The following is a 15,843-nucleotide window of genomic DNA, read 5'->3' as shown; positions in this document are numbered from 1 at the left end:
TCCTGGGTCTCGATCCGGTAGGTGATCTGCCCCGCCCCGTCGGCGCCGAAGTTCCCGCTGAACAGGTCGGCGACGCTGGCCGTGCTGGTGGCATCCACGGCCAGGTTGCTCTCGTCCACCGTCAGCTGGATATCGTGCTCGGTGCTCGGCGCGATGCTCGGGCCATCGTCGAGGAAGCTGAGCTTGCCGCCCAGGTCGATGGAGGTGGTGGCGCTGTCGCCGTCCTTGTCGGTGATGGTCGCGCTGAGGGCGATCTTGCCCGCCAGGTTCAGCGAGTCATTGGGATCATTGGCATCGGAATGCACCAGCGCGCGCAGTTGCTCGAGGGTGACCTTGCCGTCCTGGCCGAGGGTGACGCGGAAGGCGGTTTCACCACTGATCTCCAGGCGCCCTTCCACCCCATTGGCGGTGTTGAAGAGCATCACCCGCTGGCCGCTGGCGGTATCGGTGAGGCCGCTGTCGGAGTTGTTGACGGCTTCGATCCTGTAGGTGATCGAGCCTTCGCCATCGGCGCCGAACTGGCCGTTGAACAGCTCGGCTACCGGGCCGCTGCTGGTCGCCGTCTGGCCGAGGGTGGTTTCGTCCACGCTCAGTTGCAGGTCGCCACCTTCGATGGGCGCAATGCGCGGGCCGTCGTCGAGGAAGGTGAGCTTGCTGCCCAGGTCGAGGCTGGCGCTCTGATGGTCGCCATCGGCGTCCGTCACGGTGGCGGTCAGGTTGATCTTGCCTTCGCCCAGGCTCAGCGGATCGTTGGCATCGGCGCTGTCCGGGTGCACCAGCGCACGCACCTGGTCGAGGGTAATCTTGCCGTCCTCGCCCAGCGTCACGCGGAAGGCGACGGCGCCATCGGCGCCGCCGACTCGGCCTTCGACGCCGGTGGCGGTGTTGAACAGGAAGATCTTGTCGCCTGTGGCGGTGTCTTTCAGGCCGCTGTCGGTGTTGTCGGTGGTGCTGACCTGGTAGGTGTTCGAGCCGGCACCATCGGCGCCGAACTGGGCGTTGAACAGGTCCGCCACCGAGCCGCTGCTGCTGGCGTCCTGGCCCAGGTCGGACTCGTCCACCGTCAGGTGCAGGCCTTCGGTATTGCCCACGGAGATGCTCGGGCCGTCATCGAGGAAGGTGAGCTTGCTGCCCAGGTCCAGGCTGGCGCTCTGGTGATCGCCATCGGCGTCGGTCACGGTGGCGCTCAGGCTGATCTTGCCTTCGCCCAGGCTCAGCGGGTCGTTGGCATCGGCGCTGTCCGGGTGCACCAGCGCACGCAACTGGTCGAGGGTGATCTTGCCATCCTCGCCCAGCGTCACCCGGAAGGCGACGGCGCCATCGGCGCCGCCGACACGGCCTTCGACGCCATTGGCGGTGTTGAACAGGAAGATCGTGTCGCCGGTGGCGGTGTCTTTCAGCCCACTGTCGGTGTTGTCGGTGGTGCTGACCTGGTAGGTGATCGAACCGGCGCCATCGGCGCCGAACTGGGCATTGAACAGGCTGCTGACCGCCACGCTGCTGGTGGCGTCGGTGCCCAGGGCGGACTCATCTACCGTCAGTTGCAGGCCTTCGGTGTTGCCCACGGCAATGCTCGGGCCGTCGTCGGTAAAGCTGACGCGACCGCCGAGGTCCAGCGAGCTGCTGGAGGAAACGCTGTCGCCATCGCGGTCGGTGACCGTCAGGTTGCCCTGCAATTGCACCAGGCCGGAATCGAGCGCAACGGCCTGGCTGGCGTAGCTGCCCTCGCTGCCCGGCAGGGCGTGGTCGATGGCGCTGAACTGGGTCAGGGTGACCACGCCGGTGCTGCCGTTCACCGACAGGCTGAAGACGGTGTTCCCACCCGTAATGCCGGCCGCGCTGGCGGCAGTGGACGCGACGATGACGCCCCCCACGCTGTACAGGAAGATGGCCGCGCCGCCGCTGGTCAGCCCCGAGTCGGCACCGTTGCCGGCCACCAGGTTCAGGCTGTAGCTCAGTTGCGTGCTGCCGGCGCCGTCACCGCCGTAGTTGGCGCTCACCTGGAAGGCCGAGCTGAAGTCGGTGGTGGCGGTGTCGAAGGCCGCACCGGCGGTGTTGGCGTCGTGGGTCTGCAGCAGGACGTCCACGCCGTTATCGGCGGACAGGCTGGCCTGCGGCGCATCGTCGACGATGCCCACGGTAAGGGTACCGTCGGCCGGGGTGCCGTTGCCGTCGGTGATGGTGTAGGGAATCTCGAGGGTCAGGGTGTCCTCGGAACCCGGCAGCGGATGATCCAGCGGCTGCTGCAGGTTCAACTCGAAGGCACCGGTGTTGATGTTGGTGATGGTCAGGGTGAACACCGGAGCGCCATTGACGCTACCGGTAAGGGTCAGGCCATCGGGGCTGACGCTGTAGGTCAGCGGCACGCCGCCGGAAGTGAGGTTCGGCAGGCCGGCAGTGCCCCAGGTGAAGCTGCCGACGCCGTCGGCACCGAAGCTGTAGCCCAGGTTGCCGGTAAAGGTCGAGCCCTCACCCGCGCCATTGGGCAGGCCGCCGGGCAGGCCGGCTTCGAACACGCTGGCCGCTCCCGGGCCGGCGGTGGGTACGCCATCGACCGGAACCACGGGCGGTTCGGCCTCGGGGCGCACATCCGGCGTACCGTCGAACTCGCGCAGAGGCAAGGGACCGGAGCCGATGGGCCCAGTGGGGAAGCCGATGACCGGGTCGATGTGCCCACCGACTTCCGTCAGCAGGACGAAGGAGTGCCCGCCACCGGGCTTGCCATTGGCAGCGCCCGCAGCACTCGGGCCGGCGGCGGTGGCCTCGGCGGCCTGGGTCGGGTCGACGCCCGCAGCGATGGCGGCCTGCAAGGCCTTGACGTCGGTGACGTCCTGCTGGGTCGGCGTTGCCGGCTGTTGCTGGGCAACCGCCTGGTCACCCTGTTCCGCCTGGTGGGCGGCGGAAAGCATCTGCGAGGTCAGCGGCAGGGCGCTGTCGCGGCCCAGGGTGATCTCGCCGCCTCCGGCGACTTTCAGCGCAACCGCGCCATGGGCGCCGGTGACCAGCTGTTCACCGACAAACACCTTGTCTCCCTGTGACAAAGGACGACGCGATCCATCGGCGGCTACCGCAAACACTTCGCCGATTACCTTGCTGACGACACCCATCAAAGTAGCCATGAGTCCTTCCTCCGCTGCACATCTCGCGGCCGGTTCCACCGGCGCGCAATTGACCGAAACAGGCCACGGCACGCTTGTATCCGGATGCTGCGAAGAAAGTTGCGAAGGGAGCAAAAAGGACTGCTAGCGCTTTTGCATCAAAAAGCCAGCGACAATTTTTTGTCATGCTGGCCACGCATTTCTGTCCTTCTGCGGTGGTCCCCGCCCTTACTGCTACAAACCGTACCTGGCTTTTTCTGCAAGCGCCTTCTCCGGCCCATACCCAGGAAACACGAGGGCTTGCACGTCCAAACAATGTGCGGTTTTTCACAGGGCTCATAAGATTTTTTCCGAATAACCCATGTGAAAAATTCTTCTGAGGTTTTCGAAAAGTTGTTCTTAGCTCTGATGTTACAGGCGTGAAACGCTTGATAAGAGAAAAAAGCCAATAAATTGGCGATCCAAGAGCATCGAAGTACGAGAACACCAGGAGCAAAGCCATGCGCAGTCGTAACGCGGCACTATGGAGCGGTGTATTTTTGGCGGTGTCGGGGACTCATGGGCAAGCCATGACGCTGACCGAAGCTATACAAAGCACGCTGCAATACCACCCGGAAATCAGCCAGAGCGTAAACAGCCGCCTCACCGCGGATGAAGAGCTCAAATTTGCCAGGGGCGGCTACCTGCCGACTGTCGACCTTGTCGCGGGCTATGGCCGCGAGAACACCGACAGCCCCAGCACCCGTGCACTGGGCGACCACAACAAGGAAACCCTGACCCGCGGTGATGCGGAAATCCGTCTGCGGCAGATGCTGTTCGACGGCTTCGGCACACCCAACGAGGTCAAGCGCAACGAGTCCAACGTCAACGCCAAGGCCTTCCGCATCCTCGGCACGTCGGAAACCGCCGCCCTGCGCACCGTCGAGGTCTATCTCGATGTGCTCAAGCGCCGCGAGATGGTAGCGCTGGCGAAGAACAACCTGCAGGCCCACGAACGTATCGGCGACCAGATCCGCCTGCGCAGCGAGCGTGGTGTCGGCAGCACTGCCGACAACGACCAGGCCATCGCTCGTCTGGCCCTGGCGCAGAACAACCTCTACACCGAAGAGGTGAACCTGGCCGATGCCGAGGCCAGCTTCTATAGCGCCACCGGCCGCATGCCGGACCAGCTCGAATCGCCCTCAACGGTCAAGGCGGACGTTCCGCCGGACCTGCTGGCGGCGCGCCAGGGCATGCTCGATGATAACCCGCTGCTGAAATCGGCCCAGGCCGACGTGAACGCCGCCGAAGCCCAGTACGAGGCCGCCAAGGCGCCCTTCTACCCACGCTTCGACGCCGAGCTGGCCAAGGCGGCCAACAACAACGTCGACGGTGATGAAGGCCACTACAACAGTTGGGAAGCACAGGTGGTGATGCGCTACAACCTGTTCAACGGGATGCGCGACAAGGCCCATCTGAACGCCACCTCGCACCAGATCAACGAGGCCCAGGACATCCGCAACAACGCGCTGCGGCTGCTCAACGAGAATCTCTCGCTGGCCTGGGACGCGATGGAAAACGCCAAGAAGCAGACCCAGCCGGCGCGCGAATACGCCGACTACACCCGCAAGGTGCGCGAGGCGTACCAGCAGCAGTTCACCCTCGGCCAGCGCACCCTGCTCGACCTGCTGGACAGCGAGAACGAACTGTTCACCGCCAACCGCCGCTATGTGGACGTGCGCTACACCGAGGAATACTCGATGTACCGCGTGCTCGGCAGCATGGGCAGCCTGCTGCGCTCGCAACATGTGGTAGCACCGCACGAGGCCGTGGCCCTGTCGGATGTGAAGAACGAGGCGCGCCTGCCTGACCTGAAATAAGAAAATCGCATGCGTCCGTCCCTGCCCCGCGCCGCCCGGCGTCGGGGCGACGGTCGTGAAGCGATACGACAGGGCTCGGCGTACCCGACGACCGGCCCCTGGCGAACACCTGCACGTGTTCGCCGGGCGGCGTTGGCGCGCGGCGGCCCGGGAGGAAGTAGCGTGACCATGATCATCCAGGAGCGCAGTGCATCCCCGCCGGGCGATCCGCGCCTGAGCCATGACGATCCCCTGCTCGATGGATTACTGATTCTCTGCCGCCTGCACGGCTGTTCGGTCAGTCGCAACAGCCTGTCCGCCGGGCTGCCGCTGCGCGACCAGCGGCTCTCGGCCGCCCTGCTGCCCCGCGCCGCCGCGCGCGCTGGCCTGCAAGGCCGGCTGCTGCGCCGCGAGCTGAAGAGCATCTCCAACCTGAACCTGCCGGTCCTGCTGCTGCTCAACGACGGCCGCAGCGCGGTGCTGCGCCAGTGGCGCGACGACGGCCAGGCGCTGATCCTGCCGTGCGAGACCGATGGCGGCGAACAGTCCGTCAGCGCCACCGAGCTGGCCGCCCAGTACAGCGGCCAGGCCCTCTTCGCCCGCCCGCGGCACGAACTGGAGGCCGCGCGCAAACCCCTGGTGCCGCGCGTCGAAGCCTGGTTCCGCGACACCCTGCGGCTGTCCAGGTGGCTCTATACGGACGCACTGGTCGCCAGCCTGCTGATCAACCTGCTGGGCATGCTGGTGCCCTTGTTCGTCATGCAGACCTACGACCGCGTGGTGCCCAACCAGGCGCTATCGACCCTCTGGGTACTCGCCGCCGGCCTGTTGATCGGCACGCTGTTCGAACTGCTGCTGCGGGTGCTGCGCTCCAACCTGCTGGACATGGCCGGCAAGAAGACCGACGTGGTCCTCTCCGCCACCCTGTTCGAACGCATCACCGGCATGTCGCTCAAGGCCAGGCCCGAGACCGTCGGCGGCTTCGCCCAAAGCATCCATGATTTCCAGGGCCTGCGCGAATTCCTCACCGCCCTGACCCTGACCAGCCTGATCGACCTGCCCTTCTCGCTGCTGATGATCCTGGTCATCGGCCTGCTCGGCGGCTGGCTGGTGGCCGTGCCGCTGCTGGCCTTCCCCATCACCATCGTGTTCGCCCTGATCATCCAGAGCCGCCTGCGCGACACCGTGCAGAAGAGCCTGACCCTGGGTGCCGAACGCCAGGCCCTGCTGATCGAGACCCTGGGCGGACTGGAAACCCTCAAGGCCTGCGGCGCCGAGAGCGAGCGCCAGTACCGCTGGGAATCCACCCACGGCGCCCTGGCGCGGCTGGACAACCACGCGCGCTTCCTCAGCGCGCTGGCCACCAACGGCACCCTGTTCCTCCAGCAGTTCGCCGGCCTTGCGATGATCTGCGCCGGGGTCTACAGCATCCTCGCCGGCAACCTCAGCGTCGGCGCGCTGGTTGCCAGCTACATGCTCAACAGCCGCGTGCTCGCCCCGCTGGGTCAGATCGCCGGACTGATCACCCGCTACCAGCAGGCGCGCCTGACCATGAAGAGCACCGACGCGCTGATGGAACTGCCACAGGAGCGCCAGGCCCGCCAGCGTCCGCTGGAGCGCACCCAGTTGCACGGCGCACTGGAAGTCCGCCAACTGAGCTTCAGCTATCCGGAGCAGACCACCCCGGCGCTGAACCACGTCAGCCTGCGCATGGCCCCCGGCGAGAAGATCGGCATCATCGGCAAGAGCGGCTCGGGCAAGAGCACCTTCGGCCGCCTGCTGATGGGCTTCTATCACCCCGATGAAGGGCAGATCCTGCTCGACGGCCTGGACCTGCGCCAGCTCGATGTCTCCGACCTGCGCCAGCAGATCGGCTACGTGGCCCATGACCTGCCGCTGCTGGCCGGCAGCCTGCGCGACAATCTGACCCTTGGCGCGCGCTACGTCAGCGATGCGCGAATGCTCGAAGTGGCCGAGCTGACAGGCGTCAGCGAACTGGCCCGGCAACACCCGGCCGGCTTCGACCGTCCGGTGGGCGAGCGCGGCCAGCTGCTCTCCGGCGGCCAGCGCCAGGCGGTGCTGATGGCTCGTGCAATGCTGCTCGACCCGCCGATCCTGCTGCTGGACGAGCCCACCAGCGCCATGGACAACAGCAGCGAGGAAATCCTTCGCAAACGTCTGCACGAGGCCTGCCGCGACAAGACCCTGCTGCTGGTCACGCACCGCACCTCGATGCTCAGCCTGGTCGACCGCCTGCTGGTGCTCGACAGTGGCCGCATCGTCGCCGACGGCCCGAAAGAGGCGGTCATCGAAGCATTGCGCAAGGGCCACGTCGGCCCGGCAGCGGGGTAATGGCCATGCACTTCTCGCAATCGATCCGCGATTACCTCGGCGGCAACGGTGCCCGCGATACCGAATTCATGCCCGAGGTCCAGGGCACCCTGCTGGAGGACTCGCCCAACGCCACCCGCATCACCCTCTGGGCGGCGCTCGGGCTGCTGGTGGCGGCCATCACCTGGGCCTACTTCGCTGACATCGAGGAAGTGACCAAGGGCGAGGGCAAGGCGATTCCCTCCTCCAAGGTGCAGACCATCCAGAACCTGGAAGGCGGCATCGTTTCGGAAATCTTCGTCCGCGAGGGCCAGGTGGTGAACAAGGGCCAGCCGCTGCTGCGCCTGGACGACACGCGCTTCACCTCCAACAAGGGCGAGACCGAGGCCGACCGCAACTCGCTGGAGGCTCGCGTCGAACGCCTGAAAGCGGAAGCCGAAGGTCGCGAACCGGTGTTCTCCGATGACCTGAAGCAGTCCGCGCCGCAGGTGGTGGAAGACCAGCTGGCGCTCTACCAGACCCGCATGCAGCGGCAGAGCAGCGAGCTCAACATCCTCCAGGAACAACTGCGGCAGAAGAGCCAGGAGCTGCAGGAATTCCGTGCCAAGACCCAGCAATACCGCTCGAGCCTGGGGCTGGTCCAGCAGGAAATCAACATGTCCGAGCCGCTGGTGAAGGCTGGCGCGGTCTCCCCGGTCGAACTGCTGCGCCTGCGCCGCAGCGCCGTGGAAATCAGTGGCGACCTCAATGCCACCAACCTTGCGATCCCCCGCGCGGAGGCGGCGGTGAACGAGATCCAGCGCAAGGTGGAGGAGTCGAAACTGGGCTTTCGCAGCGACGCGCTGAAGGAGCTCAATGACGTGCGCACCGACCTCAACAAGCTCACCGCCACCAGCCGCGCCATCGACGACAAGGTCAACCGCACCCTGGTGGTCGCGCCGATGCGTGGCATCGTCAAGCAGCTCAAGGTCAACACCATCGGCGGCGTGGTGCAGCCGGGCAACGACATGGTGGAAATCGTCCCGCTGGAGGACAACCTGCTGGTGGAAGCTCGGGTGCGCCCGCAGGACATCGCCTTCCTCCACCCCGGCCAGAGCGCCACGGTCAAGTTCACCGCCTACGACTACACCATCTACGGTGGGCTGAAGGCCAAGCTGGAAGTGATCAGCGCCGACACCATCACCGACGACAAGGGCAACAGCTTCTACATGATCCAGGTGCGCACCGACAAGAACCACCTGGGCACGGACGCCAAGCCCCTGCTGATCATCCCCGGCATGGTGGCGACGGTGGACATCATCACCGGCGAGAAGAGCGTGCTGGACTACATCCTCAAGCCGGTGCTCAAGGCGCGGTGGGAGGCATTGCGGGAGCGGTGAGGACTTCCTGGGGTTCCGGAGCGGAGGCATTGCCCTCTCCCCAGCCCTCTCCCTGAAGGGAGAGGGGGCGCTTGTGCCAACCTCAAATTCATTTCTCCACTCGAACAGCGGCATCCGGCTGACGCCATCCCCCCCACTTCGCTCAGGACAGTCCCCTCTCCCTTCGGAGCGGGGCGCGCAGCCAGGGTTAGGGAGAGGGGCTCTTCAACCTCACTCCAACTCCCCCCGCCAATGCGCCCCCGGCCCCTCCTCCGCCAGCCGATCGCCCGGATTGCGCAGCGGACAGGCCTCCATCGACAGGCATCCACAGCCAATACAGCCATCGAGCTGATCGCGCAGCAGCAGCAACTTTTCGATCCGCTCGTTCAAGTCATCCCGCCAGCGCGCCGACAACCGCGCCCAGTCCGCTGCCGTCGGGTTGTGCCCGGTGGGCAGCGAGCCCAGCGCCTTGGCGATCTCGGCCAGGGGAATGCCGACCCGTTGCGCAACCTTGATCACCGCCACCCGACGCAGCGTGTCGCGTGAATAGCGGCGCTGGTTGCCGGCGTTGCGGGAACTGCTGATCAGCCCCCTGGCCTCGTAGAAGTGCAGCGCGGAAACGGCCACGCCGGCGCGTTTGGCCAGTTCGCCGACACTCAACTCGCGGTGCATGGAGCAGGAAGAAGATTCTTTCATGGGCTATTGACCTCAACTTATGTTGAGGTTTTACCCTCGCCAGGCATTCGGTACAAGCCAGGGAGCCAAGGAACATGACGCAACCCGCCCCGATCACCGCCCATGCCTGCGTGGACAATCCGCACTTCATCCTGCAGATCGAGATCGACGTGACACCCCAGCAACGTCCGCACATCGCCGCGCGCCTGGGCGATTACCTGTCGCACCTGCAGGCACTGTTCTACCGGCGCCCCGGCTACCTCGCCAGCGAGCTGCATGCCGAAGGTGAACCCCAGCGCCTGGTCGGCCGCCTGCACTGGCGGCGACAGGAAGACTGGGAAGCCGCCTGGGACTGCCGCCAGACCGCCAGCGACCTGTTCGCCGACAGCCTGCTCAAGCTCGGCGCGCGAAGCATCCGCTTCGGCAGTGGCGAGACGGAGCACAGCGCGTAAACCTGTTGTAGGCCATGCCTTATTCAGGGGCCGGCAGGCTCATGTGCAGCAGCGGGAACGGTCGCCCCTCGCCATCGGTGGGCGAGCGTCCGGTCTGGACGAAGCCGTAGTGTCGATAGAATCCCACCGCCTGCGGGTTCTGCTCGTTGACGTCGACACTCAGCGTGCCGCGCAACTCCCGCACGAAATCCAGCAGCGCGCGGCCCAGGCCGCGCCCCCGGCAGTCCGGATCGATGAAGAGCATCTCCACATGGCACTCGTTGAGGCCGATGAAGCCCAGCGGGCGGTCTTCGGCATCCACCGCCACCCAGACCGCGACGGCCGGCAGGTAGAGGTCGCGGACCTGAGGCAGCAGGTCGTCGATGTCCGACGCCTGGAGGAAGTGGTGGGTTGCGCGCACGGCGCCCAGCCAGATATCGAGCAGCCGCGGATTATCCGCAGCGATGCGTTGGCGAATAAGCATGGAATCATCCTGATTCAGCGATCACGAAAGGGATAGCGCGCCACACACGGTGACGGCCGTTGGAGCGTCGGCAGCATGAATGCCCGCTTCGCGATTCAACGCCTGGGCGGAACACGGCAGAGGCAGCCGGAAAGAAAGGGAGGTCGATCCTACCCAGCCCTTCCCGGCCGGTAAAGCCTCACTCGGCCATCCAGCGCCAGCCGCCCTCCGCGCATTCCAGCCGGGCGTCCAGGTTCAGCCGGTCGAGAAACGCAGCATCATGGGACACCACCAGCAATGCGCCACGGTACTGCCGCAGCAGATCCTCCAGCGCCTCGCGAGACGGCAGGTCGAGGTGGTTGTCGGGCTCGTCCAGGAGCAGCAACTGCGCTGGATGCTCGGCGTAGAGCTCGCACGCCAGCGCCGCCTTCAACCGCTCACCGCCACTGAGCAGCGCACTGGGCAGCTCGACCCGCGCCGCCGGCAACCCCAGCTGCGCCAGACGCGTGCGAAGGACCGACAGGTCGGCCACGGGATTGCGCCCGCGCAGCAGCTCCAGCGCCGAGCGCTCAGGCAGCAACGCGGCGAGATGCTGGTCCAGATAGGCACTGCGCACCCTCACCGCGCACGAGCCCGTCGCAGGCTCCAGCACGCCCGCGATGACCTTGAGCAGCGTCGACTTGCCGCTGCCGTTGCGCCCGGTGACCGCCACGCGGCGCGGGCCGCTCACCTGCAAATCCAGCGGCGCGGCATTGCCGAACGGCAGGCGCAGTGCTTCCAGCAGCAAGACGCCACGGGATTCGGGCAACTCGCAGTCCGGTGCGTTCAAGACCACCGCAGCGCCCTCGCGCAATCGCTCGAATGCCTCCCGCACGCCCTGCGCCAGTCGGTCGCGTCGATCCTCATGCTGCGTGGCCAGGCGTGCGATGCTTGTCTGACTGCGCTCCTTCTGCCGGTCGACGAGGATCTTCGCCTGGTTGGCTTCTCTCGCATCCTTGCGCCCTCTCGCCTGCCGGTGCTCCTGGCGCTCGCGCTGCTCCTGCATGGCGTGCTGCTGGCGATCACGCTCCAGCTTGCACCGTTGCAACTCACGCTGGGCGTTGTCCTGCTCCTGCTGGTGCACCTCGCGGTAGAAGGCATAGTCGCCGGAATAGCTGCGCAGGCCGGCCGCTGACAGTTCGACGATGCGCTGCATGTCGTCGAGCAGCAGGGGGTCATGACTGATCAGGATCAGGCCGCCGCGCCAGCGCTGCAGCTGCTCGCGCAGGGCTTCGCGGCCGGCGCGGTCGAGGTGGTTGCTGGGCTCGTCGAGGATCAGCCAGTCCGCGTTGCTGAGCCAGGCGCCGAGCAGCGCCACTCGCGTGCATTCGCCGCCACTGAGGCGCGAGGCGGGCGTGTCCGGCCGCAGATAGGCGAGCCCGGCGGCAGCCAATTCGGCCTCCAGGCGGGCGCGGATATCCCAGTGGCCATCGAGGTGCTCGAAGTCAGCGGGGGCGACACCACCGGCCTCGACGCGAGCCAGCGCATCCAGCATCGGCTGTACGCCGGCCAGCTCGGCCACACTGCGCAATGCCTGCGGTTCAATGCGCTGCGGCAGGTAATGCAGCGGCCCGGACGCCAGGCAGCGGCCGGCAGTGGCGGCCAGCTCGCCGGCGATGATCCGCGCCAGCACGGACTTGCCCGCACCATTGCGCCCGACCAGTGCCGTGCGGCGGTGGTCGAAGGTTTCGTTGAGGTCACTCAGCAGCATCTCGCCACTGGGCAATTGGAAAGAGACGCCTTGCAGCGCCAGGGTGAGCGGGCTCGTCATGCGCAAATCCGGATTGATGCCGAAAATCCCCCGGCAACGGGCCAGGGAAGGAAACGGGCCGTGAAACCACGGCGGCATCAATTGCGCATCGGACGAACACCTCGCAAAGGGGAATGAGGGGCGCAGTATAACGGCAAGGGCGGCGCAGGTGCGGCCGCCGGGCAGAAATCAGCGCAGAGAACCTTCCCAGGCACCCTCGCGAGCGGCGACACTGCCTCCCCGCCAGCGCGCGGCCGCCCCGCACGCAGCACAAGGAAGTCCGCCCCATGCTTGATGTCCCCTCAGTCGCCGAACTGTTCCGCGAAGAGCCCCTGTATTGGGGGCTGCGTGGCGATCCCTACCTGTGGTGGGAAATGGCCGAGCAGTTCGTCGAAATCCCCTTGCCCGCCAGCGAGGCAGAGCTGGTGCAACTGCTTACGGAGCTGTTCGAGCAGCTCGCCGGTGTCCAGCTGGACCATCCCACCCACGTATACCTGCCGCGTCACGCCCACGGAGGCATGTCCAGCGGGATGATCAGCAACCAATTCTGGCGTGAGCGGGCCCTGCCGCTGCTGGTGGAGCGCTATCGCGCCGTGTCCCCGCAAACCTGAATATCCACAGGACCAACACGACGTAGGTGCGCCCGCCGGACAATCGGCTGCAGGCGGGTTAGCGTCACCCTCGCGGCCCGTGGTTGCGCAAGAAGGTCTCCTCGCCCATCGCTGCGATCTGCCCTTCGATCAACGCATCGAACGGGCGCAAAAGGTCGGCGTGGGACTGCGGCGCATCCAGCGCATCGAGGGCATGCGCGACGGCTTCGATGGTGGACAGCGCGCCTTCGGCCGGCGCCTTGCGCAGGCGGTAGCGCGAGCTCAGCCCGCCCGGCAGCACCACGCGCGGCAATGCCTCGAGATTGGGGTTGAGGTGCAGCAGCTTGCGCGCCTTGCGCCAGGTGCCGTCGGGCACCACCAGCAGTCGCGGCTTATCCACAGGCTTCGCAGCCAGCTCTGCCAACACCACGGCGGACTCGCCGGGGAACAGTAGCCAGGCGTCCCAGGCGGACAGGTCCAGATCGCTGAAATCCTCGCCCACCATCAGCTGCGCATTGGCCAGGCCAAGCACGGCCAGACGCGCAGTGTTCAGCGCATGCCCGACCTCGCTCGGGTGCTGCAGCAGGAGCACGCGGGTGCGGTTGTGCAGACGCGGGATCAGCGCACACAGGCAGTGGTTCAGCGGACGTTCGCAGCGCGGGCAGCGGATCCGGCTCATGGCGTGTTCGGCTGCGTCCGCAGCAGGTCGCGGAAATTCTGGATCAACGGCTCGCGGGAACGGCCGCGGCGCAAAATCAGCGAGAACGGTGCCTGGTAGCCGAAGGTCGCCGGCAGCAACGCGCGCAGGCGACCCTGTTCCACCCAGGGGTGCGCATAGTGCTCGGGCAGGTAGCCGATGTAGCCGCCGGAAAGGATCAGGATCAGCTGCGCCTCCATGCTCTCCACGGTGCCGGCGCTGTGCTTGAAGCCGTGCCGTGCCAGTTCCGCCTGGCTCCAGTAGCCACGGCCGACCATGCGTTGCTGGGTGATCAGCTCAGCGGGAATGCGCCGGCCATCGAACAACGGGTGGCGGTCGCTGCAGTAGAGCCAGTGCTGCTCTCTATAAAGAGGCTGGTAGACCAGGCCGTTCATCCGGCTGAAGAACGAGCCGATGGCCAGGTCCAGGCGATTGTCCAGCACCGCCAGCTGCAACTCATACGGGCTCTGCACCTGCAGGTGCAGGTGCACCGCCGGGTGCAGGCTGCTGAAGGAGCCGATGACATCAGCCAGCGGCAGCGCCGGGTCGCTCACGGTGGAGTCCAGTACGCCGAGGTTCAGGGTACCGCGCAGTTCGCCCTTGAGCGTCGCCGCGTAGCGTTCGAAGCCTTCCAGTTCACCGAGGATGCGCAGGGTTTCCTGATGGAATAGCTCGCCCTTGCTGGTCAGCCCGAAGCCGCCACGGCCCCGGTGGCAGAGCACGATGCCCAGCTGGTTTTCCAGCTGGCTCATGTAGGTGCTGATCGCCGAGGTCGACAGGTTGAGTTCCTGCTGCGCGGCGGCGAACCCCTGGCTGCGCACCACGCAGGCGAAAATCCGCAGCAGTTTGACGTCGGGCAGTGCGCTCGCGCTCATGATGACTCCGCAAAACCGCGGCTGGGCCGCTCTAGTTCAGTAGTTTCTGCACCTGAAAACGGAGGATAGAAAGCCAGCTATCTATCCAGGACCCGCAGGCCACAAGCCTGGCGAGCCGTCCGCTGCGGCAAGGTGGCGCAGTCTAGCTACCCTGATTAGTTTAGAAAACTCTGAAGTGATTATTTGTAGCCAGCGATTTTTTCTACTACCCCGCCTGATGAGAATCCGGTCTCAGTATTCAACAAGCCTGTTTCCACGAAGACAGCGATCAGCCTGAGGCCCTTCCCATGGACAAGAAACTTCACCAGCCCCTGGGCGGCAACGAAATGCCGCGTTTCGGCGGCATCGCCACCATGATGCGCCTGCCGCATATCCAGTCCCCCGAAGAGCTCAACGAGCTGGACGCCGCCTTCGTCGGCGTGCCCCTGGACATCGGCACCTCCCTGCGCTCCGGCACCCGTTTCGGGCCGCGCGAAATCCGCGCCGAGTCGGTGATGATCCGTCCGTACAACATGGCCACCGGCGCTGCGCCGTTCGATTCGCTGAACATCGCCGACATCGGTGACGTGGCGATCAACACCTTCAACCTGATGGAAGCGGTGCGCATCATCGAGGAGGCTTACGACAAGATCCTCGACCACGGCATCCTCCCGCTGACCCTGGGTGGCGACCACACCATCACCCTGCCGATCCTGCGTGCCATCCACAAGAAGCACGGCAAGGTCGGCCTGGTTCACATCGACGCCCACGCGGATGTCAACGACCACATGTTCGGCGAGAAGATCGCCCACGGCACCACCTTCCGCCGCGCCGTGGAAGAAGGCCTGCTGGACTGCGATCGCGTGGTTCAGATCGGCCTGCGCGCGCAGGGTTACACCGCCGAAGATTTCAACTGGAGCCGCAAACAGGGCTTCCGCGTGGTGCAGGCCGAAGAGTGCTGGCACAAGTCGCTGGAACCGCTGATGGCCGAAGTCCGCGAGAAAGTCGGCGGCGGCCCGGTCTACCTGTCCTTCGACATCGACGGCATCGACCCGGCCTGGGCGCCCGGCACCGGCACCCCGGAAATCGGCGGCCTGACCACCATCCAGGCGATCGAGATTGTCCGCGGCTGCCAGGGCCTGGACATCATCGGCTGCGATCTGGTCGAAGTCTCCCCGCCCTACGACACCACCGGCAACACCTCGTTGCTCGGCGCCAACCTGCTGTACGAAATGCTCTGCATCCTCCCGGGCGTAGAGCGCCGCTGAGCGCACGAGCACCTGCATGAATAACGACGCCTGCGTAGCACAGGTGCTGGAGGCTGCCCGCGATCTCGTGGCAGCCTTCGCGCGCACCGACACCGAAGCCTACTTCGCCGCCTTCAGCGAAGACGCCAGCTTCATCTTTCACACCTGGCCAGTGCCGCTGCTCTCGCGCGCGGCGTACCGCGAGGTGTGGGAAGGCTGGCTGCGTGACGATGGCTTCGAGGTCCTTGACTGCCTTTCGAGCAACACCTTTGTGAGCCTGCAAAGCGAGGACGTGGCCGTGTTCTGCCATGACGTCGCCACGCGGCTGCGCATCCAGGGAGAGGAAAGCCTGAACCACGAACGGGAGACCATCGTCTTCCGCCGTGATCCGAAACTGGGCCGCTGGCTGGCCACACACGAGCACCTGTCACCGTCGCCGACGCCATAAAGACAGGGCTCCCCGGGAGGAAGT

The 15,843-nt window shown here is 65.9% G+C and carries 13 protein-coding genes; 7 read left to right on the top strand and 6 right to left on the bottom strand.

Annotated elements, in window-relative coordinates; genetic code table 11:
* Positions 1-3,119 (bottom strand): retention module-containing protein (locus tag C167_RS33285; RefSeq protein WP_017518537.1); only part of this gene is annotated, 3,119 nt, incomplete at its 3' end.
* A 548-nt stretch (positions 3,120-3,667) separates the two neighbouring features.
* Here C167_RS33285 and C167_RS0112060 point away from each other — a divergent pair.
* The 3 genes from C167_RS0112060 to C167_RS0112050 all read left to right on the top strand — a co-directional run bounded on the left by C167_RS0112060 (position 3,668) and on the right by C167_RS0112050 (position 8,646).
* Positions 3,668-4,957, top strand: coding sequence for a TolC family outer membrane protein (locus C167_RS0112060; RefSeq protein ID WP_017518536.1), 1,290 nt, complete (start codon positions 3,668-3,670; stop codon positions 4,955-4,957).
* A 168-nt stretch (positions 4,958-5,125) separates the two neighbouring features.
* On the top strand, positions 5,126-7,288 hold the full coding sequence (locus C167_RS0112055) for a type I secretion system permease/ATPase (RefSeq protein WP_017518535.1): 2,163 nt from the start codon (positions 5,126-5,128) through the stop codon (positions 7,286-7,288).
* Between the two features lie 5 nt (positions 7,289-7,293).
* Positions 7,294-8,646 carry an HlyD family type I secretion periplasmic adaptor subunit gene (locus C167_RS0112050; protein ID WP_026078978.1) on the top strand — a complete coding sequence of 451 codons (1,353 nt, stop codon included), beginning with the start codon at positions 7,294-7,296 and terminating at the stop codon, positions 8,644-8,646.
* A gap of 210 nt (positions 8,647-8,856) precedes the next feature.
* Here the strand turns inward: C167_RS0112050 and soxR are convergent, their stop codons facing one another.
* A complete protein-coding gene (soxR, locus tag C167_RS0112045) occupies positions 8,857-9,321 on the bottom strand; it encodes a redox-sensitive transcriptional activator SoxR (protein WP_026078977.1) in 465 nt (154 codons plus the stop codon).
* A 74-nt stretch (positions 9,322-9,395) separates the two neighbouring features.
* On the opposite strand from soxR, the gene C167_RS0112040 reads away from it, so the two are divergent.
* Complete coding sequence (locus tag C167_RS0112040; RefSeq protein WP_017518532.1) at positions 9,396-9,752, top strand: hypothetical protein; 357 nt, start codon at positions 9,396-9,398, stop codon at positions 9,750-9,752.
* Positions 9,753-9,771: 19 nt separating this feature from the next.
* Here the strand turns inward: C167_RS0112040 and C167_RS0112035 are convergent, their stop codons facing one another.
* Both C167_RS0112035 and C167_RS0112030 read right to left on the bottom strand, forming a co-directional pair.
* A complete protein-coding gene (locus tag C167_RS0112035; RefSeq protein WP_017518531.1) occupies positions 9,772-10,215 on the bottom strand; it encodes an acetyltransferase in 444 nt (147 codons plus the stop codon).
* 178 nt (positions 10,216-10,393) lie between these two features.
* Complete coding sequence (locus C167_RS0112030) at positions 10,394-12,004, bottom strand: ATP-binding cassette domain-containing protein (RefSeq protein ID WP_017518530.1); 1,611 nt, start codon at positions 12,002-12,004, stop codon at positions 10,394-10,396.
* Positions 12,005-12,270: 266 nt separating this feature from the next.
* Here C167_RS0112030 and C167_RS0112025 point away from each other — a divergent pair, with 266 nt between their 5' ends.
* On the top strand, positions 12,271-12,594 hold the full coding sequence (locus C167_RS0112025; protein WP_017518529.1) for a hypothetical protein: 324 nt from the start codon (positions 12,271-12,273) through the stop codon (positions 12,592-12,594).
* Positions 12,595-12,658: 64 nt separating this feature from the next.
* Here C167_RS0112025 and C167_RS0112020 read toward each other — a convergent pair whose 3' ends face one another.
* Positions 12,659-13,252, bottom strand: a complete 594-nt coding sequence (locus tag C167_RS0112020) for a tRNA-uridine aminocarboxypropyltransferase (protein ID WP_017518528.1) — start codon at positions 13,250-13,252, stop codon at positions 12,659-12,661.
* Entirely contained in the window at positions 13,249-14,145 is an 897-nt protein-coding gene (locus C167_RS0112015; RefSeq protein WP_017518527.1) for a LysR family transcriptional regulator, read from the bottom strand. Before C167_RS0112015 ends, C167_RS0112020 begins: the two co-directional genes overlap by 4 nt.
* A 287-nt stretch (positions 14,146-14,432) precedes the next feature.
* On the opposite strand from C167_RS0112015, the gene speB reads away from it, so the two are divergent.
* Entirely contained in the window at positions 14,433-15,392 is a 960-nt protein-coding gene (speB, locus tag C167_RS0112010) for an agmatinase (protein WP_015476374.1), read from the top strand.
* 16 nt (positions 15,393-15,408) lie between these two features.
* A complete protein-coding gene (locus C167_RS0112005; RefSeq protein WP_017518526.1) occupies positions 15,409-15,819 on the top strand; it encodes a YybH family protein in 411 nt (136 codons plus the stop codon).
* Positions 15,820-15,843 lie beyond the last annotated feature (24 nt).

The organism is Pseudomonas nitroreducens TX1 (assembly GCF_000313755.1).
GTDB lineage: Bacteria > Pseudomonadota > Gammaproteobacteria > Pseudomonadales > Pseudomonadaceae > Pseudomonas > Pseudomonas nitroreducens_A.
This window is presented reverse-complemented; position numbering and strand designations above follow the sequence as displayed.

Bases quoted from the DNA above. Each gene is read 5' to 3' on its own strand.
- C167_RS0112035 (WP_017518531.1), bottom strand. From the start codon at position 10,215: ATGCTTATTCGCCAACGCATCGCTGCGGATAATCCGCGGCTGCTCGAT.
- C167_RS0112040 (WP_017518532.1), top strand. From the start codon at position 9,396: ATGACGCAACCCGCCCCGATCACCGCCCATGCCTGCGTGGACAATCCG.
- C167_RS0112050 (WP_026078978.1), top strand. From the start codon at position 7,294: ATGCACTTCTCGCAATCGATCCGCGATTACCTCGGCGGCAACGGTGCC.
- speB (WP_015476374.1), top strand. From the start codon at position 14,433: ATGGACAAGAAACTTCACCAGCCCCTGGGCGGCAACGAAATGCCGCGT.
- C167_RS0112025 (WP_017518529.1), top strand. From the start codon at position 12,271: ATGCTTGATGTCCCCTCAGTCGCCGAACTGTTCCGCGAAGAGCCCCTG.
- C167_RS0112055 (WP_017518535.1), top strand. From the start codon at position 5,126: ATGATCATCCAGGAGCGCAGTGCATCCCCGCCGGGCGATCCGCGCCTG.
- C167_RS0112005 (WP_017518526.1), top strand. From the start codon at position 15,409: ATGAATAACGACGCCTGCGTAGCACAGGTGCTGGAGGCTGCCCGCGAT.
- C167_RS0112030 (WP_017518530.1), bottom strand. From the start codon at position 12,004: ATGACGAGCCCGCTCACCCTGGCGCTGCAAGGCGTCTCTTTCCAATTG.
- soxR (WP_026078977.1), bottom strand. From the start codon at position 9,321: ATGAAAGAATCTTCTTCCTGCTCCATGCACCGCGAGTTGAGTGTCGGC.
- C167_RS0112020 (WP_017518528.1), bottom strand. From the start codon at position 13,252: ATGAGCCGGATCCGCTGCCCGCGCTGCGAACGTCCGCTGAACCACTGC.
- C167_RS0112015 (WP_017518527.1), bottom strand. From the start codon at position 14,145: ATGAGCGCGAGCGCACTGCCCGACGTCAAACTGCTGCGGATTTTCGCC.
- C167_RS0112060 (WP_017518536.1), top strand. From the start codon at position 3,668: ATGACGCTGACCGAAGCTATACAAAGCACGCTGCAATACCACCCGGAA.